The following is a 25,047-nucleotide window of genomic DNA, read 5'->3' on the forward strand; positions in this document are numbered from 1 at the left end:
CAAATAACCCGCTGCCTTGATACTTGGTGCTCAAATCACCAGCCAGAAAAAACCGCTACCAACACCAAACTCATCGAAGCCGACAATAAACAAAAATTTTAATCGCCAAAAAACAATAAAGGAAAGTTCCTACAGAATATTCCTTGATCTATAAACATTAACTTTTTGACATGAAATCAATGACCTGAAACAAAACCATTGGTCTAGGATCAGCCTCTACTTCGTTGTCCCGGCAAGAGGCTCAGCCATGGAAGACTCAGACAAGCAGCACACGACGGGCAAGGTCGATACTGTTTTGAAGGCCGCCCACCAGTACAACTATTTTCAACTGCTTGAGTTACTGTACCAACTGCATGGTGATGACCTGGAGCAGCGGCCGCCTTCTCGCGAGACGCGTCGCCGATTGCGCCTGGAGGTGTCCCCCCGCCTGTCTTTCCCTGTTGCCGACGTGCTGCGTGCCGATAGCCTGGGAAGTGATCGTTACCGTATCGAGGCCAGCTTCCTCGGCCTGCATGGCACCGACTCACCGCTGCCCACCTACTACCTCGACGAAATCGCCTACGAAAATGCCCATGGCATCGGCTTGCGCCCGGCGTACTTCAACTTCTTCAACCATCGCCTGCATACCCTGCTGCATCAGGGCTGGCGCAAATACCGCTATTACCGGCGCTTTCAGCCCGGCGCGACAGACGGTTTCTCCCGCTACATCTTCGCCTTGATCGGCCTGGATGATGCGCAGTTGCGCGGAACTACGCCGCTCCCCTGGAGCCGGTTGCTCAGCTTTGTGGGCATGATCGCCAGCCGCAGCCGCTCGCCCGGCATGGTGGCAGGCATGATCGCGCACTGCTTCGACCTCGAACAGGTTGCCATTCGCGAGTTCGAAAAGCGTAGCGTGCAAATTCCGCCATCCCAGCGCAATCGCCTGGGCGGCTGCAACAGCCAGGCGGGCTGCAACTTCCTGCTCGGCGGCCGCACCGAGTCACGCAGCAGCAAATTCACCATCGTGATCGCAGGCCTGAGCCAGCAGCAGTTCCGCGAATTCCTGCCCAGCGGTGGCAACTTCCAGAAATTGAGCCGACTGCTCGACTTCCTGCTCCGTGACGTCGGGGCGTACGACCTGGAGTTGCGCCTGAACCCCAAAGAAGCACCGCCCTTCAGCCTGCGAGCAGAGCACGGCACCCACCTCGGCTGGACCAGCTTCATCGCTGATCGCAATGACCCTACCCCTCCCCCTGTTCGCATCACGGTACGCACATGAGTACAAATGTTCTCCAGCCCGGCATTACCCTGGCCGTTCTCAATCCGGAAAAACTGTTGCACGGCAGCGAGCCACAGCATCGCTTCGACAAGGCTGGCGGCAGCGTTGGCAGCCAAGGCACCTGGCGATTGCACGATGGCAAGGCGCGCATCCTGCCGGTGCATTGCGAAGTCAGCTGGCATGAGGGCCATTTCTGCGTCATCGACCACAGCGGCGAGAGCTTCATGAATGGCAGTGACGCCCCACTGTTGTCAGGCACGCACATCCGCCTCAGGCATAACGACAGGCTGCAGATCGGTGAATACCAGGTTGCGATACGCCTGTGCCACGCAAGCGAAGACGACCCGCAACAGCAGGCTGCCAATGACCCGCTTTCGCAGCTACGGCTCAAGCAGCAGATGTGCCCGTTACAGGCACTGGGTACGCCCGCGACCGCCCTGTTGAGTTTCCTTGGGGCACCGCAAGCTGCACCGGCAGATGAACGCGATCCTCTGGCCTATCTGGAGAAGGCCGCAGCGGCCCGGGTTGACCCCGCCATTGCTGAAATCTTCGGTAAGGAGGTGAGATGAACAAGCGCATTGGGTTGTTGTTTGCGTGCCTGGCGTTCGGTGGCTGCACCTCGGTCAGCAGGGTGTATCAGGTAACAATGGACCCATCCCTGCCAATCGGTGGCCCCAACAACGACATCAGCCATGTGGCGCTGAGCCTTTATTCAGTCGCCCCACCGGCGATCATCAGCCCGGCGCAAGTTGATGCGCAGGGTCGGTCGCGGCTACCTGAGCACTCGACGAGTCTGGCGGCCAACCTGGGCGCTAAAAATGCAGAGGAACTGCATGACAAGCTGAGTGCGCTGGCCGAACAGTTGCACCAGAACGATCCCGCGACAGTCTACGATCAACAAGCTATCAACGGTGCTACAGCACCTGCTGCACTGGCCAGTTATGCAGCGATGCAAACCAACGAACCCACTGACGCCACCCCGCTACCGCAGCCGCACCCTCCCTCTTCCATTGCCTTCAAGGTCCTTCAACTGAGGGACAACTCGCTATTGCTCGATGCCACCTATGAGCAAATCGAAGAGGATCTGGACAAGGCACTGGGCACCACGCTGATCCGTGTCGATGACTATCGCCTGGTCCCAGGCCAGTTCAAGTTCATCGAGCATGAAAAAATCAACGAACGTACACGCTACATCGCCGTCGTGGCTCGACTTGGCGACAACCCGCAGGGCAGCTGGAAAGATGCAGTGCGCATCCAGACGCGCGGTTACAACCACACTGTAAACGTTCACTTCGAGAATAACGGCGTGGAGCTCAGGCACGACAGTGAATACCGCCGTGACAAGTAACTTTGCATTTACAGAAAAATCCCGATGCAGGTTCCTGGCATCGGGACTTTCATAGCGCCGTGGGCCCCTATCTTTCGGCCACGGCGTTGTCACCTACGTCCCGCAATAGCCGCTGCGGCAAGGCGAAGCCGGCGAAGAGCTGATGGGTAAAGGGGTTGTTGGCATCCGCCGCGTGAAACCTGTAGCGCGCTGTATCGCCGGCAATGTTGAAACTCAGATCGACGCTGGTTCCAGTGCGGGCGTTCAGCCCACCGCGACTGAGCAGGCGATAGAACGACCAGGGGCCGTGATACCCCAGGCTCACGGTAGTACCTGCCGCCTGCACCAGAGAGACCCGACTGTACCCGCTCTCCCCGGCCGGGCCGGGCCACGTCATGCCCAGCGGCTCGTTCCCCCTGTCGGCAAACGCATGCAGTTGCCCATCAAGCCCGAACACACTGCCACGCAATCCCTTGCTGACGGCCACCGGTTCCAGACCAAAGCTAACCTTCAGCTCGCCGCGGTTGTCGAAGAACGCGTTGCGAATGACATCCGCCTGCTTGAGTTGCACCATGACCTGGGGGCGTACCAGATAGCTTTCTTCTGCACTGGAGTACAGCGCATTGAGGTTGTCCTTGAGAAACACCGTAAGGTATTCGTCCTGAAAACGCCTGAGCTGGCCCTGCGGGCCGAAAAACGCCTCGAAGTCCTTGAGCGATACATCCTCCCCGCCCGGGTGGATGGGGTAGCGTGAAGCCAGTCGCTGCTGATAGACGCTGTATACCTCTGCGTCCCAACGCTGTTCCAGCTCTCGCAACGCCATGACCATCAGCACCTGAGAGGTTTGCTCTGCGAGCTGGCGAACATGCCGGTTCAAGGGTTCCGGCAAACCGGTGGCAATGCGCTGCAGGTTGCGAATGGGGTCGGGATCTTTTTCCGAAAAGCGATTCAACGCCACGGCAAGCGCAGCCTTGCCGCGATTGGGGTTGTCCTGGACTGCCTTGGCATAGTCATGAACGGCGCTGATCGCCTGTAGCGTTTCGTCATAGTAGGACGGTTTGTCACCCTGCACATCGAGCATGCCGGACAGGCCGGCAAAGGATCGGTAAATGCCCATGGCCTGTGTGCGGCCGCGTTGCTCTGCTAAAGCCTGCTCGCCCTCCTGGATGGCTTGCGGATAGATCAGCGTATTACTGCGCACGGTTTCCAGCATGCGGCGAATCGGCGCGGCGGGCCCGGTTACCTGTTCCAGAACACTCAAGCCGTGGGCCAGATCGGTGAATTCGGTAACCGAGAACTGGTTCAGCACCCGCCGCCAGCTGTCGATGTAGTCGGCGCTGTACAGGGCTCGCAGGCGCTCCGTCAAGGCTTGGCGGTCTACCTCGGAGTAGTCCAGGTTACGTCGCTCACCCAAAACCCACTGGTCGACCAAGGCATGGTCTGCCACGTTCTGGCTGTGATGCTCGAAGTAGTCCCGAAAGCCATTTGCCGTCAGCAATGGCGCCAGCGCCAGGTTGGCATCGACCTCCGACTGGTGATCCCGCGTTTGCAGTGGGGCATAGACGATATCGAAAGCGGGGCCGATCTCGTTGCGCAGGTCCAGCTCGCCATGCAATTGTTCCCGGGCGTGCTGTCGCAGGCTGATATAGACGCGTTGGGCCAGTGGCAAACTGCGCAACTGTTGCTGGGCCTCAGCCACGACTTTCTGGTACTCCGGCAACTCGACATCGGCATAAGCCAAGGCGTACTGCAGATGGCGCATCAATGCGGCTTGCAGTTGGCCCTGACCGGGATAGGCCTTTTGCCATTCCCGGGCCATCCACTGTTCGACCAGCTCCGGCCGGCGATTGGCGCGCTCTTCGATCATGCGCAATACGCGCAGTGCCGCCAGTTGCGCGTCGCTGCCTGGGGCAGATTGCTTGATGGTCGCCGCCACACCGCCCGCAATTGCCGGTAGAAAGCGCCTGGCCAGCGCATTCAGGTACGCCTGGTCCACCTGCGGACCGATGGCCTTGCCCTGGTACAAGCCCATGTCGGTAACGCCGGTCCAGCCTGAGCGGTAGTCGCCATACAGGCTCACGGCATCACGGATTTCATCCAGCGACTTCAACAGGCTGCGCCCGGTCAGGTCACTTTTGGCATCCGTACGGGTGCTGGCAAAGGCCTGGCTCTTTTCCAGTACGTGCTCAGCCTTGTCACGGTTGGCGCTGTAGAAGTACAACCAACCGCCAGCAATGGCCAGCCCGCATACGCCAGCGGCCACGGCGCTGCTTTTCAGCAGCCGGGCCTTGTGCCGGGTGACCTTGTGGTTGTCGCCCGCCAGTCCTGCCTCGGGATACACCACCCGTTGCAGCAGCTGCTGCGCGAAGTACACCACCGATGTGCCTTGGGGTTTGATCGATAACGCAGGGGGATCGAAGGCAAAGGCACGCGCGCAGGCATCCGCGAGCAGGTTGTGTACCTCACCTCGCTGGTAGACCGAGGAAAAGTACAAGCCGCGTACCAGCGCCGGCGTGGAGTACCGGTCGCTGCCCAGCACATCCTCCAGAAAACCCAGCAACATGTCGTTCGCGCCGCTCAGTTCGCGCAGCAGCGAGTAGGCGCTCTTGCGCGCTGAGCGTGGTGCTGCGTCGGTAGCATTCATCAAGTGGTTGCCGAGGCGCTCGACGAAGGCCAGGTAGGCCTTGCCCAGCTCTTCCAGCCAGACATCGAAGGCCGTTACCGAACCCAGCGTAAAGGTGAAGCCCTGCACTTCTTCCCGCTCGCGGGCCGGAAGCCTGGCGAACAGCGCTTCAAAGCCATCCAGTAAATCGAATTTGCTCATCACCACGTAGAGCGGCAAACGTGTCCCCAGCTCGCCACCCAGCTCCGTCAGGCGCGCACGCAGTACAAACGCCAGGTCGCGCCGCTGCTGCTCGGTCCTGCCAAACAGGTTGGCCATGTCGACCATCAGGATCACGCCATTGAGGGGACGTCGGCTGCGGTTATGGGCGAGCCAACCGAGCATGTGCCGCCACAGGCGCCGCTCGATGCCGGCTGGCAGCCCGGCAGGCTCGGCCGGGTTGGCTGATGTCGCTGACGCCTCCTGCGTTGCTGCCAGTGCCTTGCCATCCCCCTCGTCATCGTGGCCTGCCGATAACGGGACACTTTCCGGCGCCGGCCGCTCGGGCTGGCTGATGAATTCACCCGGCGGATCTATCAGCACCGCGTCGTCACCGATCCACCAGTCGATGGCAAAAACCAATGCGGGGTCGGTAGACACTCGCTGGGCTGCGCTGCGCTCGGTGCGTGTGAGTGCAAAGCGTTGATCAGAACGGCTGACGAAGCTCGACTTGCCCGCGTTCTCCTCACCGAGGATGAGGTACCACGGCACATCATAGCGATGCCCTCGCCCGCCTTGGCTGTCGCGCAACCGGGCCAGGCTGGCGTCGAGCGAACGCTGTTGGGCCTGGAGGTACACCAGGCACGGGTCATCCGCCTGGCGCTGCTGCCGGTGCTGCTCACGCACGATTGCCCGGTTGCGTCGGTACACCTGTGCGCTCCATGCCAGCAACGGCATGACCACCAGCAGCACAGTTACCGCAACCCGCACAGGCAGGTCGGCCAGCGGTTGCCACTCGCGCCAACGCCAGTCTGGGCCCGACCACCATAACCAGACCAGCACCACTGTAAGACCGAGCAGCACCGCACAAACAATTACCGGCATTGCCTGGCGTTGAATCAACGATAAACCCTGCAGCAGATATTCCCTTTTCACTTTCATGGCGGCAAACCCTACCGACTGCATATTGATCGAGCATCGAACTTGCTCACGGCCAGAGACAGTAGCAGCACCGCAAAACAACATTCAATGCTATCAATCAAGAAATAAGATCTAACACTTTCAAGGCAGACAACCGCTGAGGTTTTGCACTATCAAAATAGGGCACTGGCGAATCTAAAACATCTTGACCGGCAACTCGTAGGACCGTTCCTACAAATAACAAAAGTCAAGATCACTTAACTTTGGCGAAAGACGCAAGATAGAGCAGCGGCAGAACAAACATGAAGTTTAAAGATTGGCTCATGCACGAAAAACAGTATCTTCAGCAGCTTGGCGACGACTTTGTCGAGGACGAGCCGCGGCTGGCGCCTTTTCTCGGCCGCACAGCCTCGGCACCGCATGCCGAGCACGTGCTGGAGCACTTCGCCTTTCTGACCGCACGCGTGGCCATGAAGATCGACGACCACCTACCCGAATTGACTCACCCGCTGCTGCAACTGCTCTACCCCAACTACCTGCGCCCTTTGCCAAGCATGACGCTGATGCAGTTTCAGCCCGTGGATAACGCGCTGAGCGAAACACAGGTGCTGCCCAAGGGCACACAGGTGTTTTCCCGCCCCGTTGCGGGCATGAGCTGCGAATTTCGCACTTGCGCGGAGCTGGCCATCGCGCCACTGGAAATCCGCACTGTCACGATGCAGCCCGGCGCCGAATCGGCGGTCATGTTGATCGACCTGGGCGCCTTGTCTGAGCAACCGTTGCAGCGCATGAAGTGCGACCAGTTGCGCTTTCACCTGGCAGGCGGCAGCCGCAATGCACTGACCCTCTATCAGTGGCTGGCGCAACACCTGGGCAAGTTCTATCTCAACATCGGCCAGCAGCGCTTTGTCCTACCCCCTTCATTGACTTTTGTCGGCTTCGAGGCCGATGAAGCCCTGCTGCCCAGCCCCGGCGAGCAGATGGACGGCTACCGCATCCTGCAGGAATACTTCTGCTTCCCCGAGCGCTTCCATGGGTTTCGCATTGACGGGCTGGGGAGCTACTGGCCCAATGAGGCGGCCACCCCCATCCAGCTGGAATTCCACTTCAACGCAGCGTTTCCGCCAGATGTGCAGATCGACACGGCAACTGTGCTGCTCAACTGCACCCCCGCCATCAACCTGTTCAGCCGCCGGGCCGAGCCCATCCCCCTCAATGGACAACCCATCCATGAAACCGTGCAAGTGGGGCGCAAGGGCCGCAAAGGGGATGAGATTTTCAGCATTGACCGTGTCTGCAGCCAGCGCCAGAAATCCAGGCACCATGTCCAGGACTTCAAAGCCTTCGAATCGCTAGGCCGTGGCTACCCACTGGACGAGCCCACCCCCGCCCGCTACTACAAGCTGGACATCGAGCATGAGCCGGTCAACGACCAGGTTCGACACCGTATACAACTGGTACATCACGACCTTGCGCCCTACCTTGGCGTGCATCAGGAACTGAACATTGACCTGACCTGCAGCAGCGGTGGCCGTGCCCACCGGCTGAAGGTTGGCGAAATCGATGCAACGACACAGGACACGCCGTCGTTCGTCAACTATCGCAACCTGACCCGCCCCACCCCAAGCTATCCGCCAATGCTGCAAAGCGGTGGCCAAGGTGACCGCCACTGGGCGCTGATCTCCAATCTGGCCCTGAACCGCCTGTCGCTCTCCTCGCCCGCCGCCCTGGCGTCGGTGCTGCGGGTTTACGACTTTGTCGGCGCTCATGACCTGCAGCAGGGGCGCAGGACCACCCAGCGCCTCGACGCCATCAAGCGGGTGGACAGCGAACCCTATGACTGGCTGATCAAAGGCCGCCCCGTACGCGGCTTGCGTACCACCCTGCACATCGACCCTACAGGCTTCGAGTGCGAGGGCGAGGTGCAGCTGTTTGGCAACGTGCTTTCACATTTCATGGCGTTGTACGCCAGCAGCAACGCCTTTCATCAACTGCAGATCATCAACACCGCCAACGCAAGCCACCAGCTTTGGCCCGCCCGCACCGGGCGGCAACCGGTGATGTGACCAGGAGGTCCACGCATGCATAGTGCACCTGAACGTGATTACCAAAAAAGCCAGGCAGATACCCACGATTCGCCGCCGTCCAGCGAACTGTTTCCGCATGTTGACGCACTGGGCTTCGACACCCGATCAAACACCCTTAACCCTATCCTTGATATCGCTTCGCCCTTGCTGGGCCTGGTCATTCGCCTGGAGGGCACCGAACGCTATGCGCACGTCGAGCAGTTGTACGCGCACGTCAAGACCATGATCCACGGCATGGTCGAGGAGGTGCGCCAACTGGAGCACTGCGATGAAGGTGACCGCGTGGTGTTCTCGTACTGCCTGTGCTGCGTGGTGGACGAAGCCGTAATGGCCACGCCCTGGGGCCGCGACTCACCGTGGAAGGCCGAGTCCCTGCTTAGCGCCATCCACCAGGAAACCTGGGGCGGCGAGAAGTTCTTCAGCGTGCTGGAACGCCTGCTGGCAGCCCCCGAAGGCCGCCATGACCTGTTCGTATTCCTGTATTGGTGCCTGGCCTTGGGCTATCGCGGCAAGTACGCCAACCAGACCAATGGCGACGCGGAGCTAGAGGTTTGGCTCACCCGCATCCGAAACCGGGTCAATGAACTGCGTGGTGCAAAGGCCAGCACCGAACCGCTGACCGATCCGCTGAAAAATGTCGCGCCCCGGCATTACCGCATGCAACGGCAACTGCCCTGGTGGACGCCGTGGGTTGTCATGGTGGTGTTCTGCACAGGCGTGTATCTGTACTTCGCCAGCAAGCTCGACAACATTACCCAGCAAGTACTGGTTTCCCTGCAGTCAATGCTGCAGCAATAAACACGGCACTACCGATTTATCTGGCTCTACAGTCACTGCACCCATGAACGCAGCAAGTACAGTTTTGCCCGTTAAAACCTTACAGCCGCACTTTCAGAAACTTCCTACAACTTTTTAGGAAGCACTTTTGACGACCCGGAATGGATTCCTCGCTATGGTCCCGAGTGCACTTGTACCACGCGCGTTATAACGCGCCCGGTTTCATGAACCTGCCCGATGGGATGACCCGCAGGAGTTTGCATGAGCAACTTGAATGATGTGCGCTTTACCTTCAGCACGCCCGCCGATGAGGCGATTGCGTTTGACGTGGTGTCATTCGAACTGACCGAAGGGGTCAGCCAGCTGTATCGCCTGGAAGTCCAACTGGTCAGCTTCACCGACAACGCCGACTTCGGCAACCTGCTCGACCAGCCCGCCGTGCTGACCCTCTGGCAGCAACAACAGCCGGTGCGCCATGTGCACGGCCTGATCAGCCGCTTCGAACAGGGCAAGACCGGCCACCGCCGTACCCGCTACCGCGCCGTGATCGAGCCACAGCTGGCACGCGCCGGGCTGCAATCAGACTGGCGCATCTTCCAGCACCGCACGGTGCCGAAGCTGCTGGAAGAGCAGTTCCACGCGCGCCGCTGGGGCTCGCTGACCCAGCATCTGGACGATTCGCACCAGAACCGCGAGTTTTGCGTGCAGGCTGGTGAACCGGACCTGGATTTCTTCTGGCGCCTGTGCGCCGAAGAAGGCCTGATCTCGATCTTCGAACACAGCGAGGGCAGCCATGGTCTTGTCCAGGCGGACCAGATCAGCCAGTTCGGCATGCTGGAGGGCGAACCGGTGCTGTACGTCGCCAACCGCGGCGGCACGGACCCGCAGCCCTGCCTGCACCAGTTCACCTACCGCGAGCAGGTAAGCACCAGTGTGCAGGTTCAACGCGACTACACCTTCACCCACCCGCGCTATAACCTGGAACACACCCTGTACGCCAAGGACATGGGCAACCAGGGCAATGACTATGAGCGCTACAACTACCCCGGCCGCTACAAGCACGACAACGCCGGCAAACCGTTCACCCAGACCCGGGCCGACGCTCTGTTCGGTGACGCCCGTGTGGCCGAGGTCGTAGGTGACGATGCGCGCCTGCAACCGGGTATTGCCTTTCAGCTGGAGGGGCATGCCCGTGAAGACATGAACATCCTCTGGCGGCCTATGTGCATCACGCACAAGGGCCACCAGTTCACGGCGCTGGAAGAAGATGCCGCCGAGGCAGAAGTCGGGACTTCGTACACGCTTACCGCCAGCCTGATTCCGGCCACTGTGCAGTGGCACGCGCCTGCCCGCCCCAAGCCGGTAATCGAAGGCCCGCAGATGGCCAAGGTGGTCGGCCCGCCCGGCGAGGAAATCTACTGCGATGAGCACGGCCGCGTGCGCGTGCAGTTTCCCTGGGACCGCCAGGGGCAGGACGATGAGAAGAGTTCGTGCTGGGTCCGCGTCACGCAAGCGTGGGCCGGTGCCACCTGGGGCCACATGGCGATACCCCGCATAGGTCAGGAAGTGGTGGTCAGCTTTCTCAACGGCGACCCCGATCAGCCGATGATCACCGGGCGCAGCTACCACATCGTCAACCGCGCACCCTATCGCCTGCCCGAGTTCAAGGCACTCAGCCCGATCCGCAGCAAGGAGCACCACGGCCAGCGGCATAACGAACTGCGCCTGGACGACACCACCGGGCAGATCAGCGCAGCACTGATGAGTGACCACGATCACACAGCGCTGTATCTCGGGTACCTCACGCATCCGCGTCATTTCGGCGGGCAGCCCCGCGGGCAGGGTTTCGAACTGCGCACCGACACCCACGGCGTGATTCGCGCTGGTGGTGGCTTGCTGCTGACCACCGAACTGCGCGCCCGCGCCGTCCAGCATCACACCGACCTGGGCGAAACCGCCGAGCGCTTGCAGACCGCCCAGCAGCACCACACCACCTTTGCCAGGGTAGCCCGCGATCACCAGGCCCAGGACAGCGGCGATCAGGATGAAGTGGGCGAAGCACTCAAGGCACAGCATGACGCCATCTGCGGCTATGGCGGCAACCCGCAGGCCAACCGGTTTCCGGAACTGGTCGACCCTCAACTGGTGCTTGCCAGCCCCACCGGTATCGCGACCACAACCCCGGAGTCGACCCACATCGCCAGCGGCGAACACCTGGGCCTGAGTACCGGAGGCCACACCAGCATGGCCATCGGCAAGCGGTTGCTGATCAGTGCCAGCCGAGGGGTACGGCAGTTTGTGCAGAGCATGGGCTGGCGACTGGTCGCAGCCTCCGGCGACATCGACCTGAAAGCGCTCAAGGACAACATCAACCTGCTGGCCAAGCTGAAGATCACCGCCACGGCCGAACGCATCACCCTGACGGCCAAAGAGGAGCTGATCATCCAGGGCGGCGGTAGCAGTACGACCTACAACGCAGGCGGGATTTTGCATGCGACGGCAGGTACCTACACCGGGCATGCAAGCGACTTTATCTACAAGAGTGCGCAAAGCCAGGCCGCCACCTTTTCAGAAGCGCCCAAAGCGGCCAAAGGCAATCTGGACCTGTTCCGCGACTACGCCAACAACCACCCATTGAAAGACGCCGCCTATCAAGTGGAGGACGCACTGGGCCAGGTGCTCACGGGCAAACTGGGCGAAACAGGGTTTGCGGGGGTAGCAGCGGTCAGCCCTGGCCCCACAGCCGTTGATTTCGACAAAGACCCAGCCGACCCGTGGGATGCCGGCAGCTACTTCGACAACCTGACAAAAAAATTCTCAGGCCCGGGTACAGCGCAGAAAACCCCTACCTCATTCCAGAACAGCGAAGGTCTCGCCAAGCATGGCGCACAAATGCTCGTCGCCTCGCTGGGCACCCTCATCCCTTCCTTAACCCCCGCCAACCAGCCTAGCACTGCTGCCCGCCTGGCCAGCGCACTCATCCAGGAAGGGAGCTGAAGCAATGAATGCACAAGACAAGAAAGAAATCGAAGAACGCGAGGTCGCCCTCGTCCCGTTGAACAACCTGGTCGCGGAAGACCTGGGCCAAGGCGAAAAAATCGTCAACGAGTGGCTACTGGACCTCAGCGGCAACCAGATCGACCTCGCCACCGTCAAGGCCTGGGCCGGCGCGGTGCCGGTGCTCGGCAACATCGTCGCCTTGTTCGATGCCCTGGGCGACATCATCCACCTGACCAAGACCGGCTCCAGTGACCCGCTGGACTGGGTCAGCCTGGGCATCAACCTGATCGGTGTGGTCCCCGTCCCGCCGACCATGGCCGCCGCGCGCATGACCCTACGCCCGGTGCTGTTCCTGGCACGGCAGCAGCTGAAGAAAAACAAAGGCGACTTTGCCGAAGCCGTGATCAGCCTCATGGTCGGCCACCTCGGCGCCACGCTGATGGGCGAAATCGAAACCTTTGTCGAGCGCGCCGAAACCGAACTGCCCGGCATCCTCAACAACGCCGCCAACACCGGCTTCCAGGCCCTCAACAGCCTGGCGGATGCCATCGAGCGCATCGCCAAGGGCGAGATCGACACCACCCAGCAGCGCAAGGCGATCGTCAACAGCGCCCAGGCGATCTATGCCCCCATCGAAGAGCCCTCCCTTTGGGGCCTGCTGGACAGAGCCGGCGCGGTCATCAGCACCGCAGCCGGGGCGCTTCAGTACGGCGCGACCGAGGGCTACAAAGCGGCAGCGAGCAACACTGGCCTGGTAGTAAAACTTGTTCAGCCACACATCAAAGTGCTCAAGGGCCTGGCCGTGCTGATCCGGCAAATGCTGACCGCGCTGGCCAACCCGGCCACGCAAAACAGCATTGCCTGGCTGTTGTCCCAGCTCAACGCCGGCCTGCGCAAGCGCAAACCCGCGCGCCGGCTCTCGGTCAACACCCCGGCGCACGGCTCGGGCGTGGCGAAGCAAAAAGGCACCGCAAGCAGCGTGGAAGCCACCCACAACGAAGCCCGGCCCAAGAATGACCCGCGTTGCAACCTCAACGGCACCTGCCCCGGCACCAGCAAGAGCATCAGTTTTGCGCGGGGCACCGAAACCCTGGTGCATGTCGACTTCAACCTGCCAGGCGTATTTCCCATCGCCTGGCACCGCACCTACCGCTCCAGCCTGGACGCCTACGATGACAGCGAATTCGGGGCGCGCTGGCTAACACCGTTCTCGATGCGGTTCGATGTCGTCGACGAGGGCGTGCTGTACCACGCCGACGATGGCCGCACGCACCGCTACGCCCTGCCCAAGGAGGGCAAGCCCCTCTGGGACCCGGTAGAAAAAACCCTGCTTATCCGGGTGGATGAGAACCGCCTGGCCCTGGCCCACGGTCATCAGCGCCATGAACACTACCTGCGCGTGGGTGATCGCTACCGCCTGGTCGGCATCATCGAACGTGGCGGCGCACGCATCGCGCTGCATTACGAGCATCAACACGCGGGCAAGGCCGTACTTTCAGACCTGATCACCTACCAGGATGAAAACCAGCATCGGCATGTGCAGACCCAGCTCGACGAGCACGGCCGCATCCGGGCACTCTGGCTGATGCAGGATGGCCGGCAGGCACGCCAGCTGGCCGGCTACGACCACGACGAGCACGACGACCTGCGCGCGGCACGCGATGAGCACGGGGCGCAGTGGACTTATCAGTACCAACACCACCTGGTCACGCGCTACACCGACCGTACGGAACGGGCCATCAACCTTGAATGGCTGGGCGACGGCCCGGATGCCAAAGCCGTACGCGAATGGGCAGACGATGGCAGCTTCGACACACGCCTGAAGTGGAACAGGCATATTCGCCTCACCACCGTCACCGATGCCCTTGGCCAGGAAACCCGCCACTACTACGACTACTTCGGCTACACCTACCGCATCATCTACCCCGACGGCAATGAAGAGTGGCTGTTCCGCGATGACGGCAAGAACGTCATCCAGCACGTGCACACCGACGGCAGTGTCGACCGCTACATCTACGACGAGCGCGGCAACCTGCTGCAGCACACCCGCCCTGATGGTGTACTGGTGCACCATGCCTACGACGACCTCGACCAGCGCTTCAAGACACGCGATGCCGAGGGCGGGCTGTGGAAGTACGACCATGACCAGCGCGGCAACATCATCGAAACCCTCGACCCGCTGGAGAACAAGACCCAGTACACCTACAACAGCGACAACCTGCCCACCGCCATCATCGACGCCAACGGCGGCGAGAAAAAGCTCGGCTACACCCGCGATGGCCAACTGGCCAGCTACACCGACTGCTCCGGCAAGACCACGCTGTGGAAGTACGACGCACTCGGCCAGCTGAGCAAAGCCATCAACGCAGCGGGTGAAACCACCGAGTATCACTACCACGCCGGCCAGCTGACCCGCCTGGTGTACCCCGACAAAACTGAAGACCGCCTCGAACACGACGCCGAAGGCCGTCTGCTCAGCTACACCGACGCACTGCACCGGCGTACCGCCTGGGCCTACAACGAAGCCGGCCTGATTCACCGGCGCCACAATCCGGACGACAGCACCCTCACCTACCGCTGGGACAAGCTCGGCCAGCTGGTGAGCCTGCGCAACGAGAACAACAGCGAAGCCAGCTTCAAGTACGACCCGGCGGGCCGGCTGATCAAGGAGACCGGCTTCGACAAGCAGGTCACCAACTACCTCTACGATCACAGCAGCACCCAGCCCACCCGCCGCCTCGATGGCGACCGCATCACCCACTTCGCATACGACGCCATGGGCCGCCTGGTGGAAAGCCGGGCGGGTGAGCGCGGCGGCAAAGAGTGGGAAACCGAAACCTTCGCCTACGACGGCAATGGCAACCTGCTGATCGCCGAGAACAACGACTGCAAGCTGCAATGGTTTTATGACCTGGCGGGTAACAACACCCGCGAGCATCAGCACTTCAAGTACATGAAGCAACCGAAGGTCGCGGTGTTCCAGCATGAATACGACGCCCTCAACCTGCGCGTAGCCACCACCCGACCGGATGGCCATCGGATCAGCTGGCTGACGTATGGCAGCGGTCACCTGCTCAGCCTCAAGCTCGACGACCGCGAACTGCTCAGCTAGGCGACCACCCGGCCGGACGGCCATCGGATCAGCTGGCTGACGTATGGCAGCGGCCACCTGCTCAGCCTCAAGCTCGACGACCGCGAACTGCTCAGCTACCAACGCGACGACCTGCACCGGGAAATTGCCCGGGAGCAAGGCAACGGGTTGATCCAGCGCCAAACCTGGACGCCGAACGGCCAGCTACACCAGCAGACCCTGGCCCGGCGCGGCGCCACCACGCGCATAGCGCTGCGCGACTACGCCTACGACACCGGCGGCCAGCTCACCCACATCAATGACCTGCGGCGTGGCGATACCTTCTACCGCTACGACCCGGTCGGCCGCCTGCTCGAAGCGGGCGACTACTACAAGAAAGAAATCTTCGCCTTCGACCCCGCCAGCAACCTGCTGGATCCACAGGCACCGCCCGGCCCCAACCGGCACTCACCGCAACGGATGAGCGACAACGTACTGCGCAGCTATTGCGGCACGCAGTACCGCTACGACGAGCGCGGCAACCTGCTGGAGCGCACCACCGATGGCAAGCAAGGCCATTTCACCTGGGACCTCCACAACCGCTTGCGCCGTTACGAAGATGAGCGCCTGACCGTCAGCTTTGGCTATGACGCGCTGGGTCGGCGCCTGTACAAGAAATCCCACGCCAAGTACCGCGACCGACGGCAAGCCGGCCCGCTGTGGAACGAAAACCAGCGGCGAGAGCTGGATGAACAGTTGGGGTGTGGCTTTACCTGGTATGTGTGGGAAGGAGACACGCTGGCGTTTGAATGCCGTGACCGCGAGCGCCATGGGCGAAGCACACATTATGTGTTCGAACCCGGCACCTTTGTGCCGGTGGCGCAGGCGGTGTCCAACCGTGTGGTCGAGCTGATACCGCAGCCGGTGTATGTCTTCCCGTATGACATCGACAAGGATCCGGTGTGGCAACACAAGCCGACGCCCAAGCCGTTTGATGCGTTGGCGTGGTACCAGTGCGATCACCTGGGCACGCCGATGGAATTGACCGACGAGGATGGCGAGATTGCCTGGCGCGGGACGTACAAGGCCTGGGGGTTGGCGGAGGAGACACGCAGCGACAAGGCGAAGTGGGCGGATATCCGGAATCCGCTACGCTTTCAGGGGCAGTATTGGGATGTTGAGACGGGGCTGCATTACAACCGTTATCGCTACTATGACCCGCAGGTAGGGCGTTTTATTGGGAAAGACCCGATAGGATTTGACGGAGGCCTCAACCTTTATACTTATTGTCTATCCCCCACAGACTGGGTCGACCCACTCGGATTAGCTGGAAGAAAGTTACCTAGACCATGGATTGCGCCAGGAAACTCCAAGGAAGGATGGCGACATATAGATGAAAGACATATTAGCGGTACAAACACGCAAAAAGGTCACGGAGATCTTTTTGCCGCGGGAACGACGCAGCTTCAAATACAACAAGCCTGCGAATGCCTTATACAACACGGCACCAGAGTGAGTGAACCAGATAAACGAATCCAGACCTTCGAAAAAAGAATGAAAATCAACGGAAAACGGGACAGAGTTCGCGGAATTTTTGACTCCAGTGATAATAATAGAACCATTACTATGTTCCCGGTCAGAAGTGAGTAGCCATGATTACATTCAATTTTACACGAACAGATGATTCCTATCTTGCAACCGAATTTGACCACGGAGATATTTCCTTGATATCGGAAAACGCCTGCATATCTTCAAAACTCAACCCAAAACATTCGAACATGATATACCTATCAATCACATCACTGATTGACGGACTCACTAAAAATAATAAGAATTTTGAATTCATCGCAGCTGACTCTTCATTTCGCATAAAATTCAAAAAACAAAAAGATGCAGTTTCAATAATTCACGGGAGATCTTTAAGCTTTAAGGTAAAGTACCTTGAATTACTTATAGCGCTTGAGGAAGGAATAGAAAGCTTTCTCGAAAACCCGAAGAACAGCATACCAGCATCTAGCGCCGTTTATTTAGATCTTTTAACAAGCAGATCCTTGCTAAGAAAAAAAATACATAAACCCGATTAGCCTAGGAAATTCAATAGCTTTAAGCCAGTGATTAAATAACATTGCGCAATAGCCGCTGACTGAGCATTTGGGGGTTTTGGATCGTAAGGTAATCGTGGAAAGGCGATACATTGACTTTTTAGTACCGGTATCGCGAGCGCCATGGGCGAAGCACGCATTATGTGTTCGAACTCGGGACCTTTGTGCCGGTGGCGCAGGCGGTGTCCAACCGTGTGGTCGAACTGATACCGCAGCCGGTGCTCGCTCTTTAAAAACTTCAACAACAGCGAAGCCAGCTTCAAGTACGACGCCATGGGCCGCCTGGTGGAAAGCCGGGCGGGTGAGCGCGGCGGCAAAGTGTGGGAAACCGAAACCTTTGCCTACGACGGCAATGGCAACCTGCTGATCGCCGAAAACAAGGACTGCAAGCTGCAGTGGTTCTATGACCTGGCGGGCAACAACACCCGCGAGCATCAGCACTTCAAGTACATGAAGCGACCGAAGGTCGCGGTGTTCCAGCATGAATACGACGCCCTCAACCTGCGCGTGGCCACCACCCGGCCGGATGGCCATCGGATCAGCTGGCTGACGTATGGCAGCGGTCACCTGCTCAGCCTCAAGCTCGACGACCGCGAACTGCTCAGTTACCAACGCGATGACCTGCACCGGGAAATCGCCCGGGAGCAAGGCAACGGGTTGATCCAGCGCCAAACCTGGACGCCGAACGGCCAACTGCACCAGCAGACCCTGGCCCGGCGCGGCGCCACCACGCGCATAGCGCTGCGCGACTACACCTACGACAGCAGTGGCCAGCTCACCCACATCAATGACCTGCGGCGTGGCGATACTTTCTACCGCTACGACCCGGTCGGCCGCCTGCTCGAAGCCGGCGACTACTACAAGAAAGAAATCTTCGCCTTCGACCCCGCCAGCAACCTGCTGGACCCACAGGCACCACCGAGCCCCAACCGGCACTCACCGCAACGGATGAGCGACAACGTACTGCGCAGCTATTGCGGCACGCAGTACCGCTATGACGAGCGCGGCAACCTGCTGGAGCGCACCACCGATGGCAAGCAAGACCATTTCACCTGGGACCTCCACAACCGCTTGCGCCGATACGAAGATGACCGCCTGACCGTCAGCTTCGGCTATGACGCGCTGGGTCGGCGCCTGTACAAGAAATCCCACGCCAAGTACCGCGACCGACGGCAAGCCGGCCCGCTGTGGAACGAAAACCAGCGACGAGAGCTGGATGAACAGCTGGGGTGCGGCTTTACCTGGTATGTGTGGGAAGGCGACACGCTGGCGTTTGAATGCCGGGACCGCGAGCGCCATGGGCGAAGCACGCATTACGTGTTCGAACCCGGACGAGGATGGCGAGATTGCCTGGCGCGGGACGTACAAGGCCTGGGGGTTGGCCGAGGAGACACGCAGCGACAAGGCGAAATGGGCGGATATCCGGAATCCGCTACGCTTTCAGGGGCAGTATTGGGATGTTGAGACGGGGCTGCATTACAACCGATATCGCTACTATGATCCGCAGGTAGGGCGATTCATTAGTAAAGATCCGATCGGACTCAACGGCGGACCTAACTTATATACCTACGCATTCAACCCTATTCAATGGCTGGACCCTCTTGGCCTCGCCCGCACTAGAAACCCTATTGAAGGCGATAGGCGACACAGGACCGTGAACGAAAAATTAACGTCTGCGCATCCAAATGCAACAATTCAATGCGAATGCTACCTGCGAGACTCTGCTGGAAACTCTGTTTACGACACTGACGTCACAAACACTAGACGTCGAATAGACACTGTGGTAATCGAAGACGGAAAAGCTCACACCTATGAAATCACTAGCCTCACTGCAGACAAAAGATCCCAATCTCAGAAAGAAAGAAGAATTATTGAGAACGGCGGAACTTACATACGAGACAGAAAAACAAAAAATCTAGTACCTATTACCGGCCCCTCTATAATTATCAGAGAACCATAAATGAGAAAAGACCCGCTAATTTGGAGCACCGTTAAGTCTGAAGCCCAACGCTATCAGACCTTCGATGAAAACAATGATCTCGTCCCGGACTTGGCAAGCCAAGAAATAGTTATTCGACTACTAACAGCCCTACGCTTTTTCTTCCAAGAAGAAGGTCTATTGATAAAAAATATTTGACAAACAAAACAACCTTATAGATACCGAACTACGAATGAGCGATTTTACCCGAGAGGGCATGGAGCTTATAAAATCAAAAGTTTCATCCTGGGAAAACTCCAAAAGCGCAAGAAAGAACCCACCAGACTTTACAGCACTCAATAAACAACTAAAAATTATAAGGTCGAGACAAGGATCTCTAACCACAAAACTCAAATAAACAACAGGCAACTCCAGAGAACACCAAATAACCTCCACAAGGACAATAAGATGGTTATTAAATCTCACCACAGAAGTCAAAAAATTTGGTGCAATTCACAGACATCGGTGTCAACACGGGCAGTGCTACCTTACCGTCAACAACCCTAACCCGGAGAAAGCGAACACTTCGATAATCACAAAGCAGGGCTGATCTTTAAAAATTTACGGAATAGCGGGTCGAGCTAAAAAGTGCGACCTTAAAAAATCGCCTATGGCCAATACGTCAGCACCTAGGTTCTCGACCCGCTGGAGAACAAGACCCAGTACACCTACAACAGCGACAACCTGCCAATCGTCATCATCGACGCCAACGGCGGCGAGAAAAAGCTCGGCTACACCCGCGACGGCCAACTGGCCAGCTACACCGACGCCCTGCACCGGCGTACCGCCGGGGCCTACAACGAAGCCGGCCTGATTCACCGGCGCCACAACCCGGACGACAGCACGCTCACCTACCGCTGGGACAAGCTCGGCCAGCTGGTGAGCCTGCGCAACGAGAACAACAGCGAAGCCAGCTTCAAGTACGACCCGGCGGGCCGGCTGATCGAGCGCGGCGGCAAAGACTGGGAAACCGAGACCTTTGCCTACGACGGCAATGGCAACCTGCTGATCGCCGAGAACAACGACTGCAAGCTGCAGTGGTTCTACGACCTGGCGGGCAACAACACCCGCGAGCATCAGCACTTCAAGTACATGAAGCAACCGAAGGTCGCGGTGTTCCAGCATGAATACGACGCCCTCAACCTGCGCGTGGCCACCACCCGGCCGGATGGCCATCGGATCAGCTGGCTGACGTATGGCGCGACGACCTGCACCGGGAAATCGCCCGGGAGCAAGGCAACGGGTTGATCCAGCGCCAGGCCTGGACGCCGAACGGCCAGCTGCACCAGCAGACCCTGGCCCGACGCGGTGCCACCACGCGCATTGCGCTGCGCGACTACGCCTACGACAGCAGCGGCCAGCTCACCCACATCAATGACCTGCGGCGTGGCGATACCTTCTACCGCTACGACCCGGTCGGCCGCCTGCTCGAAGCCGGCGACTACCACATCTCCACAACCGCTTGCGCCGTTACGAAGATGACCGCCTGACCGTCAGCTTCGGCTATGACGCGCTGGGTCGTCGCCTGTACAAGAAACCCCACGCCAAGTACCGCGACCGGCGGCAAGCCGGCCCGCTGTGGAACGAGAACCAGCGGCGAGAGCTGGATGAACAGCTGGGGTGTGGCTTCACCTGGTATGTGTGGGAAGGCGACACCCTGGCGTTTGAATGCCGGGACCGCGAGCGCCACGGGCGAAGCACGCATTATGTGTTCGAGCCCGGCACCTTTGTGCCGGTGGCGCAGGCGGTGTCCAACCGGGTGGTCGAGTTGATACCCCAGCCGGTGTATGTCTTCCCGTATGACATCGACAAGGATCCGGTGTGGCAACACAAGCCGACGCCCAGGCCGTTTGATGCGCTGGCGTGGTACCAGTGTGACCACCTGGGCACGCCGATGGAATTGACCGACGAGGATGGCGAGATTGCCTGGCGCGGGACGTACAAGGCCTGGGGGTTGGCGGAGGAGACACGGAGCGATAAGGCGAAGTGGGCGGATATCCGGAATCCGCTACGCTTTCAGGGGCAGTATTGGGATGTTGAGACGGGGCTGCACTATAACCGTCACCGATATTATGACCCCAGGGTGGGGCGACTTACATGCAAAGACCCTATAGGTCTGCAAGGAGGTCTGAACACCTACCAGTATTCCCCGAATCCAGTACTATGGATCGATCCACTTGGTCTTTCAGCTGCATCCGCCCTACCAAGAATGAAAGGACAAAGTGTGGCCATGACCGGTTCAACACTTACTGAAGCTGGCTTCTTGAGGTCGAAAAATAACGGCATAAATGAGACATGGAAACACCTTGACGGATCAGAAGTACGAGTCCACAAATATGGTAACAAATGCCCTTGCGTTTATAAATCTGGAAATAACGCACACGTCCACAAAGAAGACCCTGCGGGCAACCAACTTAACGATCGTGGATTCATTTCCAAAGATCCGAACCAGACCCATATCGGCATACGCAACCCAGCTGATCTACCCACTGTACGAGGAAGGCGGCACGGATCATGAGCTACGAATATGAACTTATTTTTGAAGAATCCAAGTCACTGCAAGATCTATTTGAAAAATTGCTAGCAAGTGGGGTATGCAAAAAAGCAACTCACGAAGAGCTTCACATAAAAAACCAGCAAAGCAACACACTAGAAGGTTACGACGCAAGACTTTTAAAGTGCGATGACACGCGTGCATGGTTAGAAATTTTGATCCCCACACCATACCTTTATCAATTATTTTCAGCAATCTTACTTGATGCGAAATTTAGGTGCTTTGAGGATGGAGACAGAGATGATGAAGTTTCATTGAGGCAAGCTTTTCGCCTAAAAAATATCTAGCGTAAAGCCTTGCAAGCATAGAAGCATACCCTCATATCGAAAGTGCAAAAACTACGCATTGACGATTGAGATATTAGCCGCAAGACGCAGTGCGCTACATCTTCAAGGATAGCAATGGAATGTCAATCGACGGTCAAGTGGGTAGAACCTACGCTAATGGTGATCCGGTAAAACGCGAGATTCTAGCTATGGAAGACTTACGCCACCAGACACAGGGCAACGATGTTCCTGACGATGTAGAATTTCGCACTTACTGCCCTTGCAAGGATAAAAAATAATGGACATAAACATTTTCATCAGCCTTGACGAACTCATCGAGCTAAGCAAGATCTTATCAAACAATACCGGCCTGACAGCTTATGGAGCTAATAGCACTGAGACCCCCTATCAGCCGTTGACCACGAGCAATAATTACGAATGGGGTAATGCTTTTAAAATAGATGTTTTGATCGGCCCTCCACCAGACCAGTCGAATATTTCAGACCTGCCACAGCATCAAGTATTAAGGGAAGAGCGTAGCAATTTTATAACCATTAGCTACGGCGGCGAGGATGACTTTGCTCTTGGTGCAAGCCGCTTTAGCGCAGATCCATCTCCAACCAGCCGCTCAGTAAACAAAGAGCTTAGAAAGCTGTTAAAAAAACATGCCCGCCCTGGCGTGAAGACCTGTAATGGCGACATTATCAGCAACCACTTCTGGACAGATGGAGCCCTAGTATCCAGAAAAAATTGGCATCGATTCCTCAGAGCAGGAAAATACCAAGCCAAGAATCAAGAACAAGGGTATACACCGCAAATAACTATGAAAAATAAATCCAAAAAAAACAAATAGCTTATGACGGAAAACTTAAATTTAGAAAAAACTCGCTAATTTGGAGCAGAGTAGAGTCTGAAGCTCAATGCTATCAGACCCTCAATGAAAATCCGGACTTGGCAATCCAAAAAATAGTTATTCGACCACTAACGGCTCTACGCTTCTTTTTCCAAAAAGAAGGTCTATTGACCAAAAGAATATTTGACAAACAAAACAACCTAATAGATACCTAACTACGAATGAGCGATTTCACCCAAAAAGGCATGGAGCTTTTAAAATCAAAAGTTTGACCCTGGGAGAACTCTAAAAGCGCAAAAAAGAACTCACCAGACCTTACAGAACTCAATAAATAAATAAAGATTATAAGGTCGAGACAAGAATCTCTAACCACAAAACTCAAACAACCTCCACAAGGACAATAAGATGATTATTAAATCCCACCAAAGAAGTCAAAAAAACTGGTGCAACTCACAGACATCGGTGTCAACACGGGCAGTGCTACCTTACCGTCAACAATCCTAACCCGGAGAAAGCGAACACTTCGATAATCACAAAGCAGGGCTGATCTTTAAAAATTTACGGAATAGCGGGTCGAGCTAAAAAAGTGCGACCTCAACAATCGCCTATGGCCAATACGTCAGCGCCTAGGTTCTCGACCCGCTGGAGAACAAGACCCAGTACACCTACAACAGCGACAACCTGCCCACCGCCATCATCGACGCCAACGGCGGTGAGAAAAAGCTCGGCTACACCCGCGATGGCCAACTGGCCAGCTACACCGACTGCTCCGGCAAGACCACGCTGTGGAAGTACGACGCACTCGGCCAGCTGAGCAAAGCCATCAACGCAGCGGGTGAAACCACCGAATATCACTACCAGGCCGGCCAACTGACCCGCCTGGTGTACCCCGACAAAACTGAAGACCGTTTCGAACACGACGCCGAAGGCCGCCTGCTCAGCTACACCGACGCACTGCACCGGCGTACCGCCGGGGCCTACAACGAAGCCGGCCTGATTCACCGGCGCCACAATCCGGACGACAGCACCCTCACCTACCGCTGGGACAAACTCGGCCAGCTGGTGAGCCTGCGCAACGAGAACAACAGCGAAGCCAGCTTCAAGTACGACCCGGCGGGCCGGCTGATCAAGGAGACCGGCTTCGACAAGCAGGTCACCAACTACCTCTACGATCACAGCAGCCACCAGCCCACCCGCCGCCTCGATGGCGACCGCATCACCCACTTCGCATACGACGCCATGGGCCGCCTGGTGGAAAGCCGGGCGGGCGAGCGTGGCGGCAAAGAGTGGGAAACCGAAACCTTCGCCTACGACGGCAATGGCAACCTGCTGATCGCCGAGAACAAGGACTGCAAGCTGCAAGGGTTCTACGACCTGGCGGGCAACAACACCCGCGAGCATCAGCACTTCAAGTACATGAAGCAACCGAAGGTCGCGGTGTTCCAGCATGAATACGACGCCAACCTGGACGCCGAACGGCCAGCTACAACAGCAGACCCTGGCCCGGCGCGGCGCCACCACGCGCATAGCGCTGCGCGACTACGCCTACGACACCAGCGGCCAACTCACCCACATCAATGACCTGCGGCGTGGCGATACCTTCTACCGCTACGACCCGGTCGGCCGCCTGCTCGAAGCCGGCGACTACTACAAGAAAGAAATCTTCGCCTTCGACCCCGCCAGCAACCTGCTGGATCCACAGGCACCACCGGGCCCCAACCGGCACTCACCGCAACGGATGAGCGACAACGTACTGCGCAGCTATTGCGGCACGCAGTACCGCTATGACGAGCGCGGCAATTTGTTGGAGCGCACCACGGACGGCAAGCAAGGCCATTTCACCTGCGGTGTCCAACCAAGTGGTCGAGTTACCGCGGCAACCGGTTCATGTGAATAGAAATTACGTGGTCGCTCCCAGCTAACGCTCAAGGTTCAGTATAAGTTTTGACCTGACTGGCTCTGGCGGCCAAATCCGCCCGAAATGCTTCGCAAATATGGCGAAGGCGTTCGTTGTTACTCATACTAAAACACCC

18 protein-coding genes are annotated in these 25,047 nt (G+C 58.2%); 17 read left to right on the top strand and 1 reads right to left on the bottom strand.

From position 1 onward, the window contains the following. Window positions 1-247: 247 nt before the first annotated feature. From tssG to tssJ, 3 genes are read left to right on the top strand one after another with little or no spacing between them, the layout of a single operon-like run. Entirely contained in the window at window positions 248-1,258 is a 1,011-nt protein-coding gene (tssG, locus tag AK81_RS00685; protein ID WP_043195993.1) for a type VI secretion system baseplate subunit TssG, read from the top strand. After that, window positions 1,255-1,827: an FHA domain-containing protein gene (locus tag AK81_RS00690; RefSeq protein ID WP_043195994.1), complete on the top strand. Its 573-nt coding sequence runs from the start codon at window positions 1,255-1,257 to the stop codon at window positions 1,825-1,827. Before tssG ends, AK81_RS00690 begins: the two co-directional genes overlap by 4 nt. After that, entirely contained in the window at window positions 1,824-2,606 is a 783-nt protein-coding gene (gene tssJ / locus AK81_RS00695) for a type VI secretion system lipoprotein TssJ (protein WP_043195995.1), read from the top strand. Before AK81_RS00690 ends, tssJ begins: the two co-directional genes overlap by 4 nt. A gap of 67 nt (window positions 2,607-2,673) precedes the next feature. On the opposite strand, the gene tssM is transcribed toward tssJ, so the two are convergent. Beyond that, window positions 2,674-6,348, bottom strand: coding sequence for a type VI secretion system membrane subunit TssM (gene tssM, locus AK81_RS00700; protein ID WP_043196147.1), 3,675 nt, complete (start codon window positions 6,346-6,348; stop codon window positions 2,674-2,676). Between the two features lie 302 nt (window positions 6,349-6,650). Between tssM and tssF the strand changes: the two genes are divergently transcribed. From tssF to AK81_RS30695, 14 genes are all read left to right on the top strand, one after another. Further along, window positions 6,651-8,393, top strand: a complete 1,743-nt coding sequence (gene tssF / locus AK81_RS00705; protein WP_081041989.1) for a type VI secretion system baseplate subunit TssF — start codon at window positions 6,651-6,653, stop codon at window positions 8,391-8,393. A 15-nt stretch (window positions 8,394-8,408) separates the two neighbouring features. Beyond that, window positions 8,409-9,212 (top strand): type IVB secretion system protein IcmH/DotU, encoded by an 804-nt coding sequence (gene icmH / locus AK81_RS00710; protein WP_050491816.1) that lies wholly within the window; start codon window positions 8,409-8,411, stop codon window positions 9,210-9,212. A 240-nt stretch (window positions 9,213-9,452) separates the two neighbouring features. Next, window positions 9,453-12,188 carry a type VI secretion system Vgr family protein gene (locus AK81_RS00715; RefSeq protein WP_050491817.1) on the top strand — a complete coding sequence of 912 codons (2,736 nt, stop codon included), beginning with the start codon at window positions 9,453-9,455 and terminating at the stop codon, window positions 12,186-12,188. A gap of 4 nt (window positions 12,189-12,192) precedes the next feature. Next, window positions 12,193-15,303 carry a DUF6531 domain-containing protein gene (locus tag AK81_RS00720; RefSeq protein WP_050491818.1) on the top strand — a complete coding sequence of 1,037 codons (3,111 nt, stop codon included), beginning with the start codon at window positions 12,193-12,195 and terminating at the stop codon, window positions 15,301-15,303. Between the two features lie 147 nt (window positions 15,304-15,450). Continuing rightward, on the top strand, window positions 15,451-16,911 hold the full coding sequence (locus AK81_RS30180; RefSeq protein WP_050491819.1) for an RHS repeat-associated core domain-containing protein: 1,461 nt from the start codon (window positions 15,451-15,453) through the stop codon (window positions 16,909-16,911). A gap of 2 nt (window positions 16,912-16,913) precedes the next feature. After that, complete coding sequence (locus tag AK81_RS28945; protein WP_154100705.1) at window positions 16,914-17,345, top strand: hypothetical protein; 432 nt, start codon at window positions 16,914-16,916, stop codon at window positions 17,343-17,345. Window positions 17,346-17,636: 291 nt separating this feature from the next. Next, window positions 17,637-18,827, top strand: a complete 1,191-nt coding sequence (locus tag AK81_RS30325) for an RHS repeat protein (protein WP_043195997.1) — start codon at window positions 17,637-17,639, stop codon at window positions 18,825-18,827. Beyond that, window positions 18,742-19,323: an RHS repeat-associated core domain-containing protein gene (locus tag AK81_RS30185; protein ID WP_241496039.1), complete on the top strand. Its 582-nt coding sequence runs from the start codon at window positions 18,742-18,744 to the stop codon at window positions 19,321-19,323. The genes AK81_RS30325 and AK81_RS30185 overlap by 86 nt, the downstream gene beginning before the upstream one ends. 897 nt (window positions 19,324-20,220) lie before the next feature. After that, on the top strand, window positions 20,221-20,589 hold the full coding sequence (locus AK81_RS30335) for a hypothetical protein (protein WP_050491820.1): 369 nt from the start codon (window positions 20,221-20,223) through the stop codon (window positions 20,587-20,589). Continuing rightward, window positions 20,586-20,831, top strand: a complete 246-nt coding sequence (locus tag AK81_RS30340; protein WP_050491821.1) for a hypothetical protein — start codon at window positions 20,586-20,588, stop codon at window positions 20,829-20,831. The genes AK81_RS30335 and AK81_RS30340 overlap by 4 nt, the downstream gene beginning before the upstream one ends. Beyond that, window positions 20,804-21,859, top strand: a complete 1,056-nt coding sequence (locus tag AK81_RS27745; protein ID WP_154100707.1) for an RHS repeat-associated core domain-containing protein — start codon at window positions 20,804-20,806, stop codon at window positions 21,857-21,859. The genes AK81_RS30340 and AK81_RS27745 overlap by 28 nt, the downstream gene beginning before the upstream one ends. After that, window positions 21,856-22,182: a hypothetical protein gene (locus AK81_RS28960; protein WP_154100708.1), complete on the top strand. Its 327-nt coding sequence runs from the start codon at window positions 21,856-21,858 to the stop codon at window positions 22,180-22,182. Before AK81_RS27745 ends, AK81_RS28960 begins: the two co-directional genes overlap by 4 nt. Window positions 22,183-22,459: 277 nt before the next feature. Next, window positions 22,460-23,014 carry a hypothetical protein gene (locus tag AK81_RS28965; RefSeq protein WP_154100709.1) on the top strand — a complete coding sequence of 185 codons (555 nt, stop codon included), beginning with the start codon at window positions 22,460-22,462 and terminating at the stop codon, window positions 23,012-23,014. 882 nt (window positions 23,015-23,896) lie between these two features. After that, window positions 23,897-24,595 (top strand): hypothetical protein, encoded by a 699-nt coding sequence (locus AK81_RS30695; RefSeq protein WP_241496040.1) that lies wholly within the window; start codon window positions 23,897-23,899, stop codon window positions 24,593-24,595. Window positions 24,596-25,047: the final 452 nt, after the last annotated feature.

It is taken from the genome of Pseudomonas putida W15Oct28, assembly GCF_000708715.2.
GTDB lineage: Bacteria > Pseudomonadota > Gammaproteobacteria > Pseudomonadales > Pseudomonadaceae > Aquipseudomonas > Aquipseudomonas putida_R.